Source organism: Streptomyces sp. NPDC025793 (assembly GCF_055558375.1).
Genome location: NZ_JBVHMR010000085.1, coordinates 1 through 16,694, shown reverse-complemented (window position 1 = coordinate 16,694; position 16,694 = coordinate 1). Strand labels below are relative to the sequence as shown.

Genomic DNA, 16,694 nt, shown 5'->3' with positions numbered 1-16,694 from the left:
GCTCCACTGAGAACCTGGCAGACAAGCCGCTCCTGTCGGAGGACGGGGGTTTTCTCTCCCCAACCAGGCACACGCGAACGCGGTCAGCTACGCGGCCGCTGCATGACCGGGGCCGTCCGACAGCCAGCTTCGGACAAGGCTGGCTGTCCAGGGTGGGGCGCCGCTCCATCGCGCAGCGACGCCCGAAGGGCGCACTTGACTGGCCGCCGCGGGCCCGCGAGAGGTCACGGAGCCGCCCTGCGAGGCACGCTACGGAATGCCCCGGGTGATGTCCGCCGAGAATAGGGCGAACCGTGAACCGTGGCTGCGCAACCTCACAGTGCGGCCCCGTTGACGCGATCTTCCGTACGAGGGCGAAGCCCCGATCCAGCCAGTGGCCGTGCTGAACGCTTCAGGGGCTACGTCACCCGTCGAAACGCAACCACGTCACTGCGTCACGTCCCAGAAATGCCACTGCTGATAGGGACCGTCATTGCAGGGATTCACGTGCAGATACGTCTGGTCGCCCGGCACGTCCAGGCATTGGGCGTCCCACTGGTGGTCCTCCGCGTACTGGTTCCACAGTTTCGGACGGTCGGTGCTGCTGCGGTGGTCCACCCACCACACGGATGTGGTGTCGTCGCAGTTCCACGCCCCGACGACACCGTTCGCCGGATTCATGAGGCAGGTGTCGGGAGAGCCGTAGATCTGGAAGCGCACGTACTTGTTGCCGAGGTCATGGATCGTCCACTGGCCCGAGCCATGGTCGCAGTCCTGGCCCAAGTTGACGGAGAAGCCCTGGCCGCCGTTGAGGTCGTAGTCGATGCATCCTCCCGTCGCGTTGTCGATGGTGCTCGACGGATCCTCGTCGCGGGCCGCGACGTGACCGTGCCGCCCATCGTCGGCAACGTGTGCCCGGCCCGGGGCCGGACGGTTCGGGGCCCCGGTGGCTTCGGCTGCGCCCGCCGAGAACAGCAGGCCGCCACAGGCTGCTAACACGACCGTGGTGTTGCACATGATTCCGCTCGTCAAAGCGTCCCCCATTCCTTGGCCGGATTCGGTCATCTGGTCTCTTATTGACCGGTCTCGCTGAAGGTGAGGCAGCGTGAGTGCCTGAACTGGGGTGCCTCAGTTTGAGTGAGACGGGGACGGCTCGGTCGTCCCGCTCAATCCGAGGCAGTCTGGGCCGGCCTGGCGGCGATCAGCACTACGGCGAACGCGACGGGAGCGGCTGTCTGGTACCCGATCCAGACTTCACCCGCGGCGCTGCTGCCCCGCCATGCCATCAGGGCGCCGACAAGTGCCGTCAGCACCCAGCCGCTGTCGTAGGCGACCATGAGCCGGGTGTAGGTGCGCATCGCCCGGCTGCGCGTATATCCGATCTCGATGCCACCGCCGATCAGCAGGGCCACGCCTGAGACAACCATCAGCCAGGGTGGCGTGCCGAGTAACCGGCCGAGTAGGGCAGCGCCGGCGATGTAGACAGCGGCGAGCAACACCTTGAAGGCGCCATCGGCGATGGCCCCCACCGTCTTGCGGGTCACCCGCGGTGCCACGACCTGTGCCATGAGCGATCCTCCCTGAAGCTCATCCAGACTGGTTCCGTAACGAGATTACGGCAATAATCAAACTATGAGAATGACGAGGGCGGAGACCAAGGAACGCAACCGCCGTGCCTTGCTGGACGCTGCGTTCCAGGTCGTGTCCCGGGACGGGTACCGGGCCAAGCTCGACGAGATCGCCGAACGCGCCGACCTGACCACCGGCGCCATCTACTCGCTGTTCGGGAGCAAGAACGGCCTGGTGGTGGCCCTGGTCGCCGACTACCTGCGGCCGTACTACGAGGAGATCGAGCAGGCGGTTCCCGCTGAACTTGATTTGCTGGAAGCGGTCGACGCCTTTGCCCGGTACTACCGGCGCAGTTGTGACAGCCCGGATGCGCTGTCCCGCCTGTCGCTCCAGATCACCCTGCTGGACATGGCCCTGCATGACCCTGATTTGGGGACCCAGCTCGCCACGTCCATCCGGTCGCAGGAGGAGCATCTGATTGCGCTGTTCACCGGAAGGTCGCACGGCGGGAGCGCCGTGACGCCGCAACAAGCACAACGCCTGACCACCGCGCTGAGGGCGCTGTTCGTCGGCCTCAGCCAGGGCGTCACCCTCGGTCTTGCCCCTGGTGCCGACGAGCAGTACTTCGTCGCCGCTGCATGCTCCTTGGCATCCGGCATGTCCCTCATCGATCACGATGCGGGCGGTTCGTGATGGTCGCTGCAGAAGAGCCGCGCCAGTTTCACCTTGCGTGAGACGTGGTGTGTCGCAGGAGTCTGCGCATGATGAGCGGAGGCCACTACTCCGGGGTGCCTGGTGCGGCCGACGCGATCCGCATCAGTTGACGTTCCTGTTCGTCCATCTGTTCATTGATTCTCTCCGCGACCAGCACCACGTCCGGCTCGGCATCGAGCCGCATCAGGTGCCCGAGTTCCACCCAGGACTCATAACCCACCAGCTCAGCGCAGGTCGCAGACCAATACCAGCCGGAGAGGTTCCGCTGCCCGCGGTGACGGGAACGCACGCGCCTGCCTGGCCGCCTCGAACCGGGTCGGCCACATCACCTCAAGCGGCCCACCGTGCACCTCTCCTCGGGCGTCGGTGTACTCCAGCCGGAAGTCCTCCGCTTCCACCAGCCACCCCCACTTGGCGCTGGCCAGGTGCAACGACCGTAGAGGGCGGAAGAGGTCGGCGCCTCTGATTGATCGAGACGTCGCACCAGATGCCCGAGATTGAGCGAGACGTGCGAGCCAATGCCTCACGAAGACCGAGACTGCCTCCACTTCGCAGAGACAGGACATCGAGACCGTGAAGCTCAGGTCGAGAGATAGACATCACTCAAGAAGACGTACAGACTCCACCCATCCGTACTATCTCTACGCCGGGCCACGCAGCAGTGGCCTCCACAGCCGGTCGGACCGCAGCCCGAGAACACAGGCGCTTGGGCACGTCCGCCACAGGTGCTGCACGCCCGGTCAGGGAACCGAGAGAAAGGTCGGCCCATGTCCGACATCACGATTGCCGGCACTCAACTCACATCGCAGTACGCCGCTCAGGTGACCAGCGACCTCGAACACAACACCAAGGAGCAGGAACGCATCAGTGCGGAGATCGCCACGCTGCAGGAGCAGCTGACCGCCCTGCAGCATGACCACCGTGTGCTGGTCAACGTGCAGCAGGTGCTTGGCATTGCTCCGGCACCGGTTCAGCCTGCAGCCGGTCCGAGCGGCGCCGCGGTGCCTGCTCCGCGCGGGAAGGCTTCTGCCGAATCCGGAGTCGGCGAGCGGGCGCGAGTGAAACGGGCTGCTAGCACGCAGCGCCCCACGACCAGCGAGAAGCCCGGCGACAAGAAGCCGACGCACAAGGACACGGCCGCGAAGGCAGGCCGACCCACGCTGGTCGAACTCGTCCGTGGTCACCTCGCCGAGCAGAGCGAGCCGCGCTCCGCGGCCGAAGTCGCCACGGCACTTGGCAAGGCCCACTCCGAGCGCGGCATCAAGACCACCGTGGTCCGCACCACCCTCGAAGGACTCGTGGCCAGGAACCAGGCCAAGCGGACCAAGCAGGGCGCTTCCGTCTTCTACACCACCCCTGACACCGCCGAGTAGACGGGCATGCCGGCCGAGGCACCGTAGTTCAACGGCCTGCTCACAAACGCGGTGTTCACAACGCCCTGGAGATCGCCGAGATTGTGCGCCAGCTCCAGAGGGAGGGTCACACGACCGCGCCCGAGGGCCTGGCTCATATCTCGCCGTACCTGATCGAGCACATCCGCCGCTTCGGCGACTACTCCATCCACGAACTCGGCCTTGAGCCCGAGGCGTACGACCCATACTTGGACGTTGACTTCAGCCCGCTATGCGGCGACGGCCTGCCCGTTCCGGAGGGCGTGATCAGACGAAGCAGGGCGGCATGACAGCGGCGGCCCTGCCGCCGGGCGCTGTCGTGCTGTCGGGGTGGTCCTCGGTGTTGCTCAGGCGGATTCGAGGATCGGGCGGATCTCGACGGTCTCCGGGGCGGGGAGGCTCTTGGCCGGTTCGAGGGCTTCCTCGCGGTCGGCCACGTCGACGATGAACCAGCCGCCGAGGGTCTCCTCGCCGGTGTGCGCGGGTCCGTCGGTCACCGTCGACGTCTCGTCGGCCGCAGTGCGCACTGCCGCGGGAGCCGTGTGCTCGGTCTCCAGGGCGTCGCCGCCGGCCAGCTTTCCGGCTGCGGCGAGTCCGCCGATCCAGCCTTCATACTCCTTGCGGTATGTGGCCCGGTCGGCCTGGATCCGGTGGCGCGACTCGTCCGTTTCGAAGATCACGAGTGCGTATTTCACAGGATGTCCTCTCCGGCCGTTGTACCGGCGACCGTTGCTGATGGTGTGGGAGGGGGTGGTTTGTTCAGGTGGTGCTGTCGGCTGAGGCGATGCGGGCGAGTGAGCCGATCTCCAGCGCGGTCCACATGGCGCCGTCGGGACCGACAGTGATGCCGTGCGGTTCGGAGTGGGATGTGGGCAGGTCGCGGACGGTGACGGAGCCGTCGGAGGTGATCGTGCCGACGCGGTTGCCGCCCCATTCGGTGAACCATGCGGTGCCGTGGCCGTCGACGGTAATGGCGTGCGGTCGGGCGGTGCGGTCGGGCAGCGGGAACTCGGTGATCTTCCCGTCGGGAGTGATCCGTCCGATCTGTCCGGCGGCGATCTCGACGAACCAGAGCGCTCCGTCACGGCCTGCGGAGATCCCGACCGGCGCTGCCGCCTCCGTCGGCAGGGGATGGAGGGTGACCGCACCGTCCATGCCGATCCGCCCGATGGCGTTGGCCTGGTTGAGGGTGAACCACATCCCTCCGTCGCCGCCGGCGGTGATCGCCGACGGGAACGCGCCGGTGACGGGCAGCGGGAACTCGGTGACGCTGCCGTCGACGGTGATGCGGCCGATGCGGTCGGCGGCGGTCTCGGTGAACCACAGGGCGCCGTCGGGTCCCGCCTCGATGCCGAACGGCCCGCAGCCGGGCGTGGGCACCCCGAATTCGTCGATCACGCCGTCGGTGGTGATCCGCCCGATCCGGTCCGCCCGGTACTCGGTGAACCACAGCGCGCCGTCCGGGCCGGGGGTGATGACGGTTGGCCCACTGTCGGGGTCGAGTAGGTGACTCGTCGGCTCCTCGCCGGGGACGAGCCGGCCGATCCGACCGCTGTGGACGAGAGTGAACCACAGGGCGCCGTCCGGTCCCGTGGTGAGGGCGTAGGGCCCCGCTGCGCCGTCGGCCACCGTGTGCTCTTCGATGGACACCTGGGTCACACGACTCAAAGGGGCTTCCCCGTTCCGTGCTCGGTGGCGATGCGTTCGATGTCGGCCGGGGTTCCGGCCATGATGGTGCGGGCGTGTGCGGTGACCAGGTCGGCGGGCCAGTCCCACCACGCGGCGCGCTCCAGCCGCTCGATGTCGGCGTCGTCGAAGCGCTGCCGGATCGGCCTGGCGGGGTTGCCGCCGACGATCGTGTAGGGCGGGACGTCGGCGGTGACCACGGCGCCGGCCGCGATGATGGCGCCGTCACCGATCCGTACGCCGGGCATGACGGTCGCCCGGTAGCCGAACCAGACGTCGTTGCCGACGACTGTGTCGCCGCGGCTGGGCATGGCGGTGACGATGTCCAGGGTCTGCTCGGCCCACCGGCCGCCGAACATGGTGAACGGGTACGTCGAGACACCCATCGTCGGGTGCTCGGCGCCGGCCATCAGGAAGGTGGTCCCTGTGGCGATCGCGCAGTACTTGCCGATGACGAGGCGCTCCGGCCCGTAGGCGTAGAGGACGTTGCGGCGCTCGAACTCCGTGGCGCCGTCCGGGTCAGGGTCGTCGTAGTACGTGTACTCGCCCACGGTGATGTTGGGTGAGGTGACCAGCGGGTTGAGGAACACCACGCGGTCGTGGGCAGGCAGCGGGTGCACGATGGTCGGATCAGGAGACAAGGCCGGGGTCCTTTACGTGGTGGTTGCGGGATGGTGCACACGGTCCTGACGGGGCGTCGCCACGGCAGCGTCGGCCCACCCTGGTGCGGTGGGACATCGAACAAGGCGGTTGGTGTCAACGACTGTTCACAGATGCCTCGTTCGAGGCGGTGACCGCAACTGGATCGGTGGAACATTGCGTCACCACCGAGCCTTCCGCGGGTTTCGACCTCGCCAGCCACAGGCCGGTGAACACGGCGGTGGCCAGTGTGATGGCGCCGGCCGCGGCGAAGGCGCTGTTGAGGCCGGCCTCGAAGGAGGCGCCGCCCGATTGCCGGGTGCGGACGACGGCTCCGAGTACCGCAACGCCGAGCACCGCGCCGATCTGCCGGGTGGTGCTGCTGATGCCCGAGGCGAGGCCGCCTTCCTGAGGGCTGACCGCTTGGATGGCGGCGCCGGTCAGTGGGGACAGGGTCAGGGCGAAGCCGGTGCCGACGACTCCCAGCCGCCACCACACGTTCCCGTATCCGGTGTCGGCGTGCACCATGCCCAGTGCCAGGAGGCCCAGGCCGGCCAGGGCCAGGCCGGCGGTCACCACGATTCGGAAACCGTAGCGGGCGGCGAGCCGGCCCGCGTACGGGCTGACGATCACCATGGCGAGGGATACCGGCAGGGTCTGCAGGCCGGCGCGCAGGATCGAGCTGCCCTGGACGTACACGAAGAACTGGGAGAAGAAGAACGACGAGCCCATGAGCGCGAACCCCACCACGACCATGGCGGCGTTGGACACGGTGAACAGGCGCTGCCGGAACAGCCGCAGCGGCAGCATCGGAGCGGAACGACGTGCTTCGACGGCGACGAAGGCGACGAGGAGGATCACCGCGGCGGTGAAACTGCCCAGGATCACCGGCGACGTCCAACCGCGGGCACCACCCTCGATCAGCCCGTAGGTCAGCACCCCCACCCCCAGTACGGACAGCACGGTCCCCGGGATGTCGATCGCGGGAGCGTTCGGATTGCGGGTCTCTTCCAGGTTGCGCAGACCGATCAACAACAGGACCACGCCGATGGGCAGATTGACCAGGAAGATGGCGGGCCAGCCGAAGGCTTCTGTCAGCACGCCGCCGGCCACGGGGCCTGCGGCCAGACCGATTCCGCTGAGTCCGGCCCACAGTCCGATCGCCTTGATTCGTTCTTGCGGCACGGGATGGGCCGCGGCGAGCAGGGCGAGCGAGGCAGGGCTCAGCGCCGCGGCGCCGATGCCCTGCAGCACCCGGCCGGCGATCAGCCAGCCGAGCGAGGGCGCGAGGGCGCACAGCATGGACGCGGCGGTGAACACCGCCACGCCGGTCAGGTACACCCGCTTGCGGCCGAACCGGTCGGCGAAGATGCCGCCGGACAGCAGCAGCATGGCGACCAGCAGTACGTACGCGTCGACGATCCATTGCAGACCGGTCAGTTGAGTGTGCAGCCGGTGCTGCATGTCGGGCAGTGCCGCTCCGACGATCGTGTTGTCGAGCAGGACCATGAATTGGCCCAGGCAGGTCACCATGAGCAGCACGGCCCGGTTCGATCGACTGCCTGCGGTCGCATGCGATGCAGCCATGGGTCTCCCTCAATCGTCAGTTGCGCCCGGCCGCGGTCGTCATGGGTGGTGATACACCGAGCGCCCTAAAGCAGTCCGTGACTGCGTTAGGTGACTATAGGGAGGGGCGTCCCGTAAACGCAAGTGGCGACTGCGTTAAGGTGGGATGCATGAACGAGCGACAGCGAGCCCGGCGGCCCGGCGGGCGCAGCGCCCGCGTCGGCGAGCAGGTGCACCAGGCCGTCACCGAACTGATCGGTGAGCGCGGCTACGGCAACTTCACCGTCGGCGAGGTCGCAGCCCGCGCGGGCGTGGCCGACAGCAGCATCTACCGCCGGTGGGGCAACCTGGAATCTCTGCTCACCGACGTGGCGCTCACGCGCCTCAACACGCAGTCGCCGATGCCCGACACCGGGAGCCTGGCCGGCGACCTGCGCACCTACGCGGCCCAAGTGGCCCGCGAGATCACCGGACCCGACGGCCTGTTGTTGGTGCGCCTTGCCGTCGCCCTGACGAGCATCGGCCAGCAGGGCCTGCAGGCGCGTGACGACCTCCGCGACGAACGCACCCGGCAACTGCAGTCCATGCTCGATCGCGCCCGCGAACGCGGCGAGCCCGCACCCGACGCGCTCGACGTGCTGGACCACATCCTGGCCCCGATGTACATCCGCGTCCTGTTCGGCATGGGCCCGCTCGCCCCGGACTACATCGACGGGCTGGTCGACCGATTGCTGTGACCACAGCCCGGTTCCTTATCTGACCATGGAGGTCCCTGACTGGATACGCCTTTCGTCCCGATGGTCAGCTGCACTCTGCGGTGAAGCCATCACCTGGACCGGAGGTAGACAGCGACTCAGTGGCTGCCCCCTTGATGTGGCTGGGTCGGCAAGGCCCGGACCGGGGACCGGGCTCGATAGGGCGCGGAGCAGCTGCTGGTTGCGCGCCGTCAGTTGGTTTACGACGCGCACCAACTGCTTGACATCGGTCCGCAGTTGGGCGAGTTCGATGGCGTCCTTGGCGCGTAGTTCCTTCAGTTTGACGATCTGCCGACGCAGGCGGATCTCGGAGTCCGGCGTCAGTCCACGGGCCCTCATCTGCCCATAGAAGTCGTTCTTGAGGTCGAGGTGGCGCTGGGTGAGCGCGTTGCGTGGTACGCCGGCTTCCCGGGCCAGGGCGACAATCGTCAGCGCGCCGGTGGAGTGCTGCGCGGTTCCCTGCAGGTGCGGTCCATGGCTGCACGGATACGGTCGCGTTCGTCGGGTGCAGGGCTCATACGGTGCCGTCCTGGAGGGTGGCGCGGGTGCGGTAGTGGGTGTCGGCGAGGTCGCGTAGCAGGGTGGCGTTGCTGCGTAGGCGCTCGCCGCGCGGGCCGGGCAGATGGTCTGCCTGCTGCTCCAGTGCGGTGGCGCGGTGGCGGAGGCCGGCGGCGTGCTGATCGGTGCGGGCGATGTTCGCGCAGGTGGGGACGCACTGGTTGAGGCTGGGTGTGTCTTTGAGGCCGCGGTGGCACAGGGTCTTGTCGCGCTGGCGCAGCATGCGCGTGTGGCGGGTGCTCTTGAAGTCGATCAGCATCCCGTCAACGGCGAGGTCGGGGTCCGCGGCGAGGTGGTCGGTCGTGAACGTGGGGCCGGACGTGCAGTCACCGCGGCGGGAACGTGCTCGCAGGGCCTTCAGCGGGCCGTCGGAGGCCTTGTTGAGCTGGGCGGACGACGTCAGCCACACGTCCGTAGCCCGGGCGCCCGGCATCCTGAACAATGCCGCCAAGACGGCTGGACAGGTCCGTGACACGGCGCACGCTGCGCTGGGCGGGAAGAACGCCTCGGGGCTGAAGCAACAGATCGTCACCGCCAAGGGCACCGGCAAGGTCGAGGCGAAGGCACCGCCCGGGTACATCGTCACCGGCGGAGGGTGGTGGGGCAGCGACTTTCGCGATTGCGACAGTGTGAGGGGCAGTTACCCATCGTCGGACGGGACCGGGTGGACGGTGGAAGTGGCCGTCGCGCAGTGGGGCAGCGACGACGAGGCCGACGATCCGGAGTGCACCGTGTACGCGGTCTGCGTCGCCGACGACAGCTGACCCGCGCCGGATCCGCCCTGGAGCCCGCAGCCTGCGGTGGCGAGACTGCGGGCATGGAATTCGTCGATGGCGTCGCTCGAATGCCGGGATCGGACCGTGGTCACGGGTGGCTACCCGAGCCAGACGATGTCCAGGACGGACAGATGGCGCAGGGCGCGGTTGGCGAAGTAGATGACGGACAGCCGGCCGATCGACGCGATGCGCACGTCCTCGCCCTCCGGGTCGCCGGTGTCCCACTGCGGGTAGCCCCACGGGGCGCCGGCCGCCGCGTCCAGGACGTCCCAGGCCATCTGGTCCGCGTGCTCGGGCAGGGCGGCGAACGCCTTCGCGGCCCGCACGGAGAGGCGGACAGCGTACGGCTTCTGTCCGGTCATCGGCGCCTGCTCCGGATCTCCTCCAGGTCCACGAACGTGCTGTCGTCCCGGCCGGAGGCGAGGAACGCGTCGACCGCCGGGGCGGAGGCGACCCGGGCCTGCCAGACCTGCACGACCTCGTACAGCCCGGCAAGGGAGAACGTACGGCGCGACTCCTCCAGCGCCGCCGCCCACTCCCGCTCGAAGGCGGGCACCCACCGCTCCGCACGTCGGTCGGCGCGCAGCTGCGCGAGCAGCTCGGCCGGAGCCCCGGGCGCGGGCGCGTACGGCGTGACGGGGGCGTGGTCAGGCTGCGCGCTCATCGGCTGCTCCTCCCGGCGGGGTCGTACCGCCACGGTACGCGCGGTGGGTCACCGTGGATGCGGGCATGGGGCAGATCCCTTCTACTGGGTCATGGAGCGGGCGACGGCCTGGACGTGCCGCTGCGCGAGCACGTCCAGGCCATTCCGGATGGCAGCGATGCAGTTGAGCAGGCCGGCCCGCCGCGCGGTCCCGGTCGCTCGCCTCACCGTTGAGGAGGCGGCCAGCGGCGTACCTGCAATCCTTCCGCCACGATGTCGCGCACCTGCTGGTCGCCGGAACCGTCCGTCGTCGGTCGTGCCGACGCGCTCGGTGTATCCGAACTGGGCGCGGGTCTCGACCGTGATCCCGCCCGTGGTGGCGGACTGGCGCTGTCGGCGCTTGCGGATCTGCGGCTGCCAGCGGGCCCGCACCGCGTCGTCGGTCTTCGCCGCGACGTCAGTCCGGGCGTGCTTGCGCGCACCGCGCCGGTAGCGGTTGACGGCGTCGGCCGTGACGCCGTTCTCCTGCGCTACGGCCTTCGCGCTGCCCAACTGCCGGATCAGATAGCCGATCTGGCCCTTCAACGTCTTCGGCGGGTCATTAGCGAGCGCTTCCCGGGTCACCGGCATCCGCCGCGGCGCCGGCCACCCGCCCGCCCGGGTATCCGGAAGATCCATGGCGCATCGGCCAGGAACACCGGCCCGCCACCATGGCCGCCCAGCTGCCTGTCCCGGCCGAGAACGAAGACGCCCGACCCGGGGACGATCCGGCGCGCGACAGTGCCCGCCGAGCAGCGGGCGCTCATCGGCAGCCTCGACTTCACACGGCGCACCATGAGCGCCCAGTCCCCGGACGACATGGCCGAAAACGGTCCACCGACGGCCCGCCCACCCCTCGATCCGCACCACACGGACGTACAGGATGGCGGCATGAGCCCGAGCCCCCTGCCCATCGGCACCCCGGCCGAGCAAGGCGTCGACGCCGCCGGCGTACACGCCTTCCTCGACGCCCTCGAAGCGGCCCCCGACATCGAACCGCACAGCCTGATGCTCCTGCGGCACGACCGGCTCGTCGCCGCCGGCTGGTGGGCGCCGTACGCGCCCGAGCGCCCCCACCTGCTGTACTCACTCAGCAAGAGCTTCACCTCCACGGCCGCGGGCCTCGCCGCCGCCGAGGGCCTGCTGCGCCTCGACGACCCGGTGGTCTCGTACTTCCCCGAGTTCGCGGCGGACATCACCGACCCGCGCAGCCGAGCCCTGCGGGTACGCCACGTGGCCGCCATGGCGAGCGGGCACACCACGGACACCCTCGGCCGGGCCCGCGCGCTCGATTCCAAGGACCTGGTCCGAGGATTCCTGCTGCTGCCTCCGGACAGCGAGCCGGGGACGGTGTTCGCCTACAACCAGCCCGCCACGTTCACGCTCGCCGCGATCGTGCAGCGGGTCACGGGGCAGTCGCTGACCGACTACCTGCGGCCGAGGCTGCTGGATCCGCTGGGCATCGGCGAGGTGGCGTGGCTGCGCGACCGCAGCGGTCGCGAGCTGGGCTTCAGCGGCCTGCACGCGACCACCGACGCCGTCGCCCGGCTCGGCCAGCTGTACCTGCGCGGCGGCGCGTGGCAGGGCAGGCAACTGCTGCCCCGGGACTGGGTCGCCGACGCGACGCGCGCCCATGTGGCGACCGGCGACGGAACACCCGAGGCGGCGTGGTCGGACTGGCAGCGGGGCTACGGCCTGCAGTTCTGGATGTCCCGGCACGGCTACCGGGGCGACGGGGCGTACGGGCAGTTCTGCGTGGTGCTGCCCGAGCACGACGCGGTGGTGGCGATGACGGCGCAGACCGTTCAGATGCAGGCCGTGCTTGACCTGGTCTGGGAGCACCTGCTGCCCGCCTTCGGTCCCCGGCCGCTGCTCGGCGGCGGCGACGCCGCCCTGGCCGAGCGGCTGGCACGGCTCGCGCTGCCCCCCGCTGCGGGCAAACCCGCTCCCCCGGCGCGGTCCGGCGACTGGGACGGAGCTGCGTTCACGCCGTACGGCGGTGACTGCCCGGACCAGCCGGGACTGACCGCGGCCGAGGTGGCGAAGGGCCCACAGGGGTGGACGGTCACCCTCACCGAGGACGGCGACCGGCTCGACCTGCTGCTCGGCGACGACTGGACCGTCCGCGAAGAGCCCGTGCCCACCGCCGTGAGCGGCGGCTGGACCGACACCGACACCCTGGCCGTCGACGTGGGCTTCCTGGAGACGCCGCACCACCTGCTGCTGACCTGTTCCCTCAGTGACCGGACGTTCTCGGCACGCTGGCGAACGGGTCCTCTGCACAGGGGACCGCTGCGTGCGATGCGAGCTCCAGCGCGGTCGGACTGAGCCCGGTCGGAAGGGCCGCTGGGAGGCGTCGGCGTCCTGGGCCTGCCGGTACATGGAGATGTCCCGGTTCCCCGGCCCGGCAAGCAGACGACCAATCCGGTCGTTGACCACGGCGGCGGCAAGGCCGTCCGCCTCGGCACGGGGGTCGGCTCCACCCAGCACGCCTCCGACATCGACCTGGAGTCGCTACTCGCCCCCGACATCCGCGCGTGCGTCGTCGGGCACGTGCTGAAGCAGCTTGTCGAGGACGGCTTCAAGCTGGACACCGACGGCTACCGCCTCTTGGTCACCCGACCGGCCGCTTCGAGATCGGCGGCCCGATGGGCGGCGTCTGCCGGACCGGCCGCGAGATCATCAACGACACGTACGGCGGCATGGCCCGGCACGGCGGCGGCGCCTCGTCCGGCAAGGAACCGTCCGAGGTCGACCGCCCCGCCGGCTGCGCCATGCGCTGGGTCGCCGAGAACGTCGTGGCCGCCGCCCGGACCACCGCGGTGCGGGCCCGTTCGTGGTGGGCGTCACCAGGCCACGGGCAGTTCCCGCATCCCGTGGACCGCGCGCCCCTCGAACGCGAGCTCCTCCGGCGCCCGACCGGCGGGGCGTAGTCGCGGCAGCCGGTGGAACAGCATCGGAAGCGCGAGCTGGAGTTCGGCGCGGGCGAGTGACTGGCCGAGGCAGTGGTGCAGGCCGTGGCCGAACGCCAGATGCCGGTCGGCGTCGCGGGTGAGGTCGAGCCTGTCCGGGTCGGGAAAGGCGGCGGGGTCCCGGTTGGCGGCCTGGAGGGCGACCACCACGCCTTCGCCGGCGCGGATGGTGACGCCGCCGATCTCGACGTCTTCCGTGGCGATGCGGCGCAGCCCGATGTGGACGACGCTGAGGTAGCGCAGGAGTTCCTCCACCGCCCCCGGCACCAGTGCCTCGTCCGCGCGCAGCGCGGCCAGCTGATCGGGATGACGCAGCAGCGCGACGACTCCGAGGGAGAGCATACTCGCGGTCGTCTCGTGCCCAGCGATGAGGAGTTGGACGAGCAGCCCGGCCGCTCCCGCCGGGTTGGCCTCGCCAGTGGCAACATGTTCCGTGGCCAGCCTGCTCATCAGGTCGTCGCCGGGCTCACGCGACGTGGCGGCGAGCCGCTCCTGAAGGTAGCCGAACGGCGCGGCCCAGCCCGCCCGCATCGCCTCCGGTCCGGCGGCGACGGTGGCGAAGGCGGAGGCCTGCTGGTGGATGAAGTCCCGGTCGGCGTAGGGCACACCGAGCAACTCGCAGATGACGAGGAGGGGCAGCGGGATCGTGAAGTGCTCGACGAGGTCCGCGGGTTGTCCCTGTTTCACGAGGCTGTCGAGGAGTTCGCCGGCGATGTGCCGGATGGACGGCCGCAGTTGTTCGACCCGGCGGAAGGTGAACTCGGGGATGAGCATGCGACGCAGCCGGGTGTGGTCCGGTGGGTCCATGGCGAAGAGTTGTCCGGGCGTGGGTGGTGGTGTCGTCGGCCGAGGTCGGCGAGCGAGGCGTCGGTGTCCTCCAGCAGGTCCAGCGAGCGCAGCATGGCGCGTTGCTCGGCGGCGTCCCCGTACCGGTGCAGAGCGTTGATCTCCTCGGCGAGTGCCGCCCCGCGCAGCGGCAGTGCGCTCAGCAACCGGGCACGGGCGGCGTCCGGGGCCAGCCACTCATCGATGACCTTGTCCCGGGTCACATACGACATGACCCGATCTCTCAGCCGGACGGCAACACCAATGACGCCACCCTGGGACGCCCGCGGACGATCGGGGCGTTCCACGCCCTTGGCGCACTCGACACCCTCGAACTGGTGGTATTGCCGCTGCTGTTCGGCGGTGGGATGCAACTGACACCCGTGCTCAGGCCCGACACCGGGCTGACTTTCCAGCGCGAGCGTGTCCTCCCCGGTGGTTCAGTGGGAGATCGTCTACTCCTGCCGGGGCAGTCGCGCTGGACTTCCAAGCAAGCCTGCCAGCCAACGCTGATCTCGGCCAAGACACAGGTCGCACACGTAGGGGGTTAGAGGCTGTTCAACGCCGTTGCGTTAGGGATCTCGAGGTGGTGGCAACCCCCGCCTGAACAGTGGAAACGGGACTCCTGGTAGATCAGCTTGTGGCGAGCAAGGTGATCACCAAGGCCAGGGGTCCCGTTGCTGGAGGAGTCTGTCATCACGCGCACGATCGAGACCGCCCGGAGCGTGTTCGCGCCGGGGCATCTGGGCGAGTTGACGCAGATCGTGGACTTCGCACTGGTAGACGCGGTACTGGAGGAGACCCGCGTGGTGCAGCGGCGGGTGCGCGTGCGCTGGCGCCCTCGCGGCCATACGTTCCGAGGAAGCCCCGGTGGCCTCTTCCGGCCGGCCCGCTCCCCCTGTGGTGGTGGGGAGCGGGCCGGTGGTCCGTCAGCACCCGCACGGCAGCTGCTGAAGTTCTCAACGCCGCGTGATCCGGCCGCGCTCGCCGCGTTCATCAATCTGCGGGTCCTCAACCCTGAGCACGAGCACTGGCGGCGCGGCGTGGACGCCGCCGTCATCTACGTCCGCGAGCACGGCGACCTGAAGGATGCCGTTCACGTACCGCGTGCCCGCCAAAGGCGCCCCGGAGGCAAAGGCCGAGAGGTGGCCGGCCGGGCTTCTGGACCGCGGCGTCCAGGCCGTCCCCGAACAGGCTCATCGTCGCGCTCTCCTACTCTCCGGTGTCGCTGCGCGGGGTCCGGATCGTTCTTCGCGGTATGCCTGCCGCGCTTTCGCCCAGGGCTGAAGTCGTCGCACCGGTCCAAAGGCCGGCCAAGCCCAGAGCGGGCGCGTGCGGGGCCATGTTCCTGGTATTCGCGCATGGTGTGGCAGTGATCTCTGAGTTCGCGGCGCATGACGTTCCGGCATCTCCGCCAAGGAGTTCCGGTCCGGGCCCGCATCCGGGAGTCGTCATTCAACTGGCGCCGCGTCCACATGTGCGGACGGCCCGACTTGATGCCCCACGGCGGGTCGCTCAAGCCGCGCCCGCTGCCCGTTCCACGGGACATGATCATCAGTCGCACTGCAGAAGACTTTGGCCGTGTGAGTTCGAAGCGGCCTTTCGAGGCGCAGCAGCCCGTTGTCAGCATCTCGAAGCGTCGGACCAAACGAGCGAATACCTCCGGCGCGCCGTCGCCAGCACGCAGAGCTGGGGGGCCGCGCCGGCGATCAACCGGCAGACTTCTCGGGTCCCAGTTCCACTACACGGATGAATACAGCGGGCTCGACGCCCTCCGTGGAGTATGTGTACTCGCGGTCGCTTGCGAGCCGTGCGCTTGCCCCGGGACCCAGTCGTACGATTCGGTCTCCCACCGTGAGCACGAGCGTGCCCGATTTGACGAGGAAGAGCTCTTCGGAGCCCAGAGGATCGGGGTTCGCGTCGTAGTGATCTCCGGGCTGCAGGGTCCATTCCCACAGTTCCGGGCCGCCGATGCGGGCGCTTCCGACGTGCAGCAGGCCGCGGCTGCCGGTGTTGCTCTCCCAGACCTGCACTGGCCGCTCGGGAACGTGCACCGGGTCGCCCTGGACATTGCCCAGCAGGCTGGTGAAATCGGTGCCGAGGGCACGGGCGATCTTGTCGACGGAGACCAGGCTGGGGTTGGCGCTGCCTTGTTCGATCATGGTGAGCATGCGGCGGCTGAGACCGGCCCGCTCGGCGAGTGCTTGCACCGTGAGCCCTGCCGCTCGCCGACGTGCCCGTACTTGTTGCCCGACCTTAGAGAGGAAGCCGCCGCTCGGGCCGTGAGTCTCGCCTGTGCCTTCCGTGCTGTCTTCGGCGCGCATGATCCACCCTTACGTGCACTATATTGCTCAGTATGGCCAATGATATACCAGTCGTGGCAGACCCTCCTGCCGTTCAGGTGGAGAAGCTACTCGAAGCACTGCGCATCGCGTTCACTGCCCTCGCCCACGGTGAAGCGGTGCAGCCTGCGCAGACACTCACGCCGCTAGTGCGTTGACCACGAACGTTGCCGGGGTTGATCAGGCGGCTTTGGGGCGTGGGCGGCCCCAGCGTTGCTGGCGTTCGCTGCGGACCTTGGC

The 16,694-nt window shown here is 69.2% G+C and carries 21 protein-coding genes and 1 pseudogene; 7 read left to right on the top strand and 15 right to left on the bottom strand.

The window, feature by feature from the left end; all coding sequences use genetic code 11:
* Positions 1–426: 426 nt before the first annotated feature.
* Positions 427–1,044, bottom strand: coding sequence for a hypothetical protein (locus ACZ4MF_RS47155; RefSeq protein ID WP_467500388.1), 618 nt, complete (start codon positions 1,042–1,044; stop codon positions 427–429).
* Positions 1,045–1,145: 101 nt separating this feature from the next.
* Positions 1,146–1,547 (bottom strand): hypothetical protein, encoded by a 402-nt coding sequence (locus ACZ4MF_RS47150; RefSeq protein WP_467500386.1) that lies wholly within the window; start codon positions 1,545–1,547, stop codon positions 1,146–1,148.
* A 70-nt stretch (positions 1,548–1,617) separates the two neighbouring features.
* Here ACZ4MF_RS47150 and ACZ4MF_RS47145 point away from each other — a divergent pair, with 70 nt between their 5' ends.
* Positions 1,618–2,241: a TetR/AcrR family transcriptional regulator gene (locus tag ACZ4MF_RS47145; protein ID WP_467500384.1), complete on the top strand. Its 624-nt coding sequence runs from the start codon at positions 1,618–1,620 to the stop codon at positions 2,239–2,241.
* Between the two features lie 85 nt (positions 2,242–2,326).
* Here the strand turns inward: ACZ4MF_RS47145 and ACZ4MF_RS47140 are convergent, their stop codons facing one another.
* Positions 2,327–2,464, bottom strand: a complete 138-nt coding sequence (locus tag ACZ4MF_RS47140) for a hypothetical protein (protein WP_467500382.1) — start codon at positions 2,462–2,464, stop codon at positions 2,327–2,329.
* Positions 2,465–3,029: 565 nt separating this feature from the next.
* Between ACZ4MF_RS47140 and ACZ4MF_RS47135 the strand changes: the two genes are divergently transcribed.
* Entirely contained in the window at positions 3,030–3,635 is a 606-nt protein-coding gene (locus tag ACZ4MF_RS47135; RefSeq protein ID WP_467500380.1) for a hypothetical protein, read from the top strand.
* 65 nt (positions 3,636–3,700) lie between these two features.
* Complete coding sequence (locus ACZ4MF_RS47130) at positions 3,701–3,943, top strand: Tn3 family transposase (protein WP_467500392.1); 243 nt, start codon at positions 3,701–3,703, stop codon at positions 3,941–3,943.
* 57 nt (positions 3,944–4,000) lie between these two features.
* On the opposite strand, the gene ACZ4MF_RS47125 is transcribed toward ACZ4MF_RS47130, so the two are convergent.
* The 4 genes from ACZ4MF_RS47125 to ACZ4MF_RS47110 form a co-directional block, all read right to left on the bottom strand.
* Positions 4,001–4,348 carry a YciI family protein gene (locus ACZ4MF_RS47125; protein ID WP_467500378.1) on the bottom strand — a complete coding sequence of 116 codons (348 nt, stop codon included), beginning with the start codon at positions 4,346–4,348 and terminating at the stop codon, positions 4,001–4,003.
* Positions 4,349–4,412: 64 nt separating this feature from the next.
* Positions 4,413–5,312 (bottom strand): Vgb family protein, encoded by a 900-nt coding sequence (locus ACZ4MF_RS47120; protein WP_467500390.1) that lies wholly within the window; start codon positions 5,310–5,312, stop codon positions 4,413–4,415.
* Between the two features lie 5 nt (positions 5,313–5,317).
* Positions 5,318–5,980: a CatB-related O-acetyltransferase gene (locus ACZ4MF_RS47115; RefSeq protein WP_467500376.1), complete on the bottom strand. Its 663-nt coding sequence runs from the start codon at positions 5,978–5,980 to the stop codon at positions 5,318–5,320.
* Positions 5,981–6,095: 115 nt separating this feature from the next.
* Positions 6,096–7,565, bottom strand: coding sequence for an MFS transporter (locus ACZ4MF_RS47110; RefSeq protein WP_467500374.1), 1,470 nt, complete (start codon positions 7,563–7,565; stop codon positions 6,096–6,098).
* Between the two features lie 149 nt (positions 7,566–7,714).
* On the opposite strand from ACZ4MF_RS47110, the gene ACZ4MF_RS47105 reads away from it, so the two are divergent.
* Entirely contained in the window at positions 7,715–8,281 is a 567-nt protein-coding gene (locus ACZ4MF_RS47105) for a TetR/AcrR family transcriptional regulator (protein WP_467500372.1), read from the top strand.
* A 532-nt stretch (positions 8,282–8,813) separates the two neighbouring features.
* Here ACZ4MF_RS47105 and ACZ4MF_RS47100 read toward each other — a convergent pair.
* Entirely contained in the window at positions 8,814–9,266 is a 453-nt protein-coding gene (locus ACZ4MF_RS47100) for a hypothetical protein (RefSeq protein ID WP_467500370.1), read from the bottom strand.
* Between ACZ4MF_RS47100 and ACZ4MF_RS47095 the strand changes: the two genes are divergently transcribed.
* Positions 9,238–9,621, top strand: coding sequence for a hypothetical protein (locus ACZ4MF_RS47095; protein WP_467500368.1), 384 nt, complete (start codon positions 9,238–9,240; stop codon positions 9,619–9,621). The genes ACZ4MF_RS47100 and ACZ4MF_RS47095 overlap by 29 nt on opposite strands.
* 110 nt (positions 9,622–9,731) lie before the next feature.
* On the opposite strand, the gene ACZ4MF_RS47090 is transcribed toward ACZ4MF_RS47095, so the two are convergent.
* The 3 genes from ACZ4MF_RS47090 to tpg all read right to left on the bottom strand — a co-directional run bounded on the left by ACZ4MF_RS47090 (position 9,732) and on the right by tpg (position 10,900).
* The gene (locus ACZ4MF_RS47090; RefSeq protein ID WP_467500367.1) at positions 9,732–9,995 is read right to left on the bottom strand and encodes a hypothetical protein; all 264 of its coding nucleotides are present in this window, start codon (positions 9,993–9,995) and stop codon (positions 9,732–9,734) included.
* Positions 9,992–10,297 (bottom strand): DUF6247 family protein, encoded by a 306-nt coding sequence (locus ACZ4MF_RS47085; protein ID WP_467500365.1) that lies wholly within the window; start codon positions 10,295–10,297, stop codon positions 9,992–9,994. The genes ACZ4MF_RS47090 and ACZ4MF_RS47085 overlap by 4 nt, the downstream gene beginning before the upstream one ends.
* 81 nt (positions 10,298–10,378) lie before the next feature.
* Positions 10,379–10,900, bottom strand: coding sequence for a telomere-protecting terminal protein Tpg (gene tpg, locus ACZ4MF_RS47080; RefSeq protein ID WP_467500363.1), 522 nt, complete (start codon positions 10,898–10,900; stop codon positions 10,379–10,381).
* 306 nt (positions 10,901–11,206) lie between these two features.
* Here tpg and ACZ4MF_RS47075 point away from each other — a divergent pair, with 306 nt between their 5' ends.
* Together ACZ4MF_RS47075 and ACZ4MF_RS47070 are read left to right on the top strand one after the other, a co-directional pair.
* Positions 11,207–12,643 (top strand): serine hydrolase domain-containing protein, encoded by a 1,437-nt coding sequence (locus tag ACZ4MF_RS47075; protein WP_467500361.1) that lies wholly within the window; start codon positions 11,207–11,209, stop codon positions 12,641–12,643.
* A gap of 114 nt (positions 12,644–12,757) precedes the next feature.
* Positions 12,758–13,122, top strand: a pseudogene (locus ACZ4MF_RS47070) (methionine adenosyltransferase domain-containing protein); the annotation flags it as partial.
* Between the two features lie 39 nt (positions 13,123–13,161).
* On the opposite strand, the gene ACZ4MF_RS47065 reads toward ACZ4MF_RS47070, so the two are convergent.
* From ACZ4MF_RS47065 to ACZ4MF_RS47050, 4 genes are all read right to left on the bottom strand, one after another.
* Positions 13,162–14,061 carry a cytochrome P450 gene (locus tag ACZ4MF_RS47065; protein ID WP_467500359.1) on the bottom strand — a complete coding sequence of 300 codons (900 nt, stop codon included), beginning with the start codon at positions 14,059–14,061 and terminating at the stop codon, positions 13,162–13,164.
* A complete protein-coding gene (locus ACZ4MF_RS47060; RefSeq protein ID WP_467500357.1) occupies positions 13,971–14,345 on the bottom strand; it encodes a hypothetical protein in 375 nt (124 codons plus the stop codon). The genes ACZ4MF_RS47065 and ACZ4MF_RS47060 overlap by 91 nt, the downstream gene beginning before the upstream one ends.
* Positions 14,346–15,071: 726 nt before the next feature.
* Positions 15,072–15,212 carry a hypothetical protein gene (locus ACZ4MF_RS47055; protein ID WP_467500355.1) on the bottom strand — a complete coding sequence of 47 codons (141 nt, stop codon included), beginning with the start codon at positions 15,210–15,212 and terminating at the stop codon, positions 15,072–15,074.
* Between the two features lie 609 nt (positions 15,213–15,821).
* A complete protein-coding gene (locus tag ACZ4MF_RS47050) occupies positions 15,822–16,436 on the bottom strand; it encodes a helix-turn-helix domain-containing protein (RefSeq protein WP_467500353.1) in 615 nt (204 codons plus the stop codon).
* Positions 16,437–16,694 lie beyond the last annotated feature (258 nt).

Bases quoted from the DNA above. Each gene is read 5' to 3' on its own strand.
- ACZ4MF_RS47155 (WP_467500388.1), bottom strand. From the start codon at position 1,044: ATGACCGAATCCGGCCAAGGAATGGGGGACGCTTTGACGAGCGGAATC.
- ACZ4MF_RS47150 (WP_467500386.1), bottom strand. From the start codon at position 1,547: ATGGCACAGGTCGTGGCACCGCGGGTGACCCGCAAGACGGTGGGGGCC.
- ACZ4MF_RS47145 (WP_467500384.1), top strand. From the start codon at position 1,618: ATGACGAGGGCGGAGACCAAGGAACGCAACCGCCGTGCCTTGCTGGAC.
- ACZ4MF_RS47135 (WP_467500380.1), top strand. From the start codon at position 3,030: ATGTCCGACATCACGATTGCCGGCACTCAACTCACATCGCAGTACGCC.
- ACZ4MF_RS47110 (WP_467500374.1), bottom strand. From the start codon at position 7,565: ATGGCTGCATCGCATGCGACCGCAGGCAGTCGATCGAACCGGGCCGTG.
- ACZ4MF_RS47105 (WP_467500372.1), top strand. From the start codon at position 7,715: ATGAACGAGCGACAGCGAGCCCGGCGGCCCGGCGGGCGCAGCGCCCGC.
- ACZ4MF_RS47090 (WP_467500367.1), bottom strand. From the start codon at position 9,995: ATGACCGGACAGAAGCCGTACGCTGTCCGCCTCTCCGTGCGGGCCGCG.
- ACZ4MF_RS47085 (WP_467500365.1), bottom strand. From the start codon at position 10,297: ATGAGCGCGCAGCCTGACCACGCCCCCGTCACGCCGTACGCGCCCGCG.
- ACZ4MF_RS47075 (WP_467500361.1), top strand. From the start codon at position 11,207: ATGAGCCCGAGCCCCCTGCCCATCGGCACCCCGGCCGAGCAAGGCGTC.
- ACZ4MF_RS47065 (WP_467500359.1), bottom strand. From the start codon at position 14,061: ATGCTCATCCCCGAGTTCACCTTCCGCCGGGTCGAACAACTGCGGCCG.
- ACZ4MF_RS47060 (WP_467500357.1), bottom strand. From the start codon at position 14,345: ATGTCGTATGTGACCCGGGACAAGGTCATCGATGAGTGGCTGGCCCCG.
- ACZ4MF_RS47050 (WP_467500353.1), bottom strand. From the start codon at position 16,436: ATGCGCGCCGAAGACAGCACGGAAGGCACAGGCGAGACTCACGGCCCG.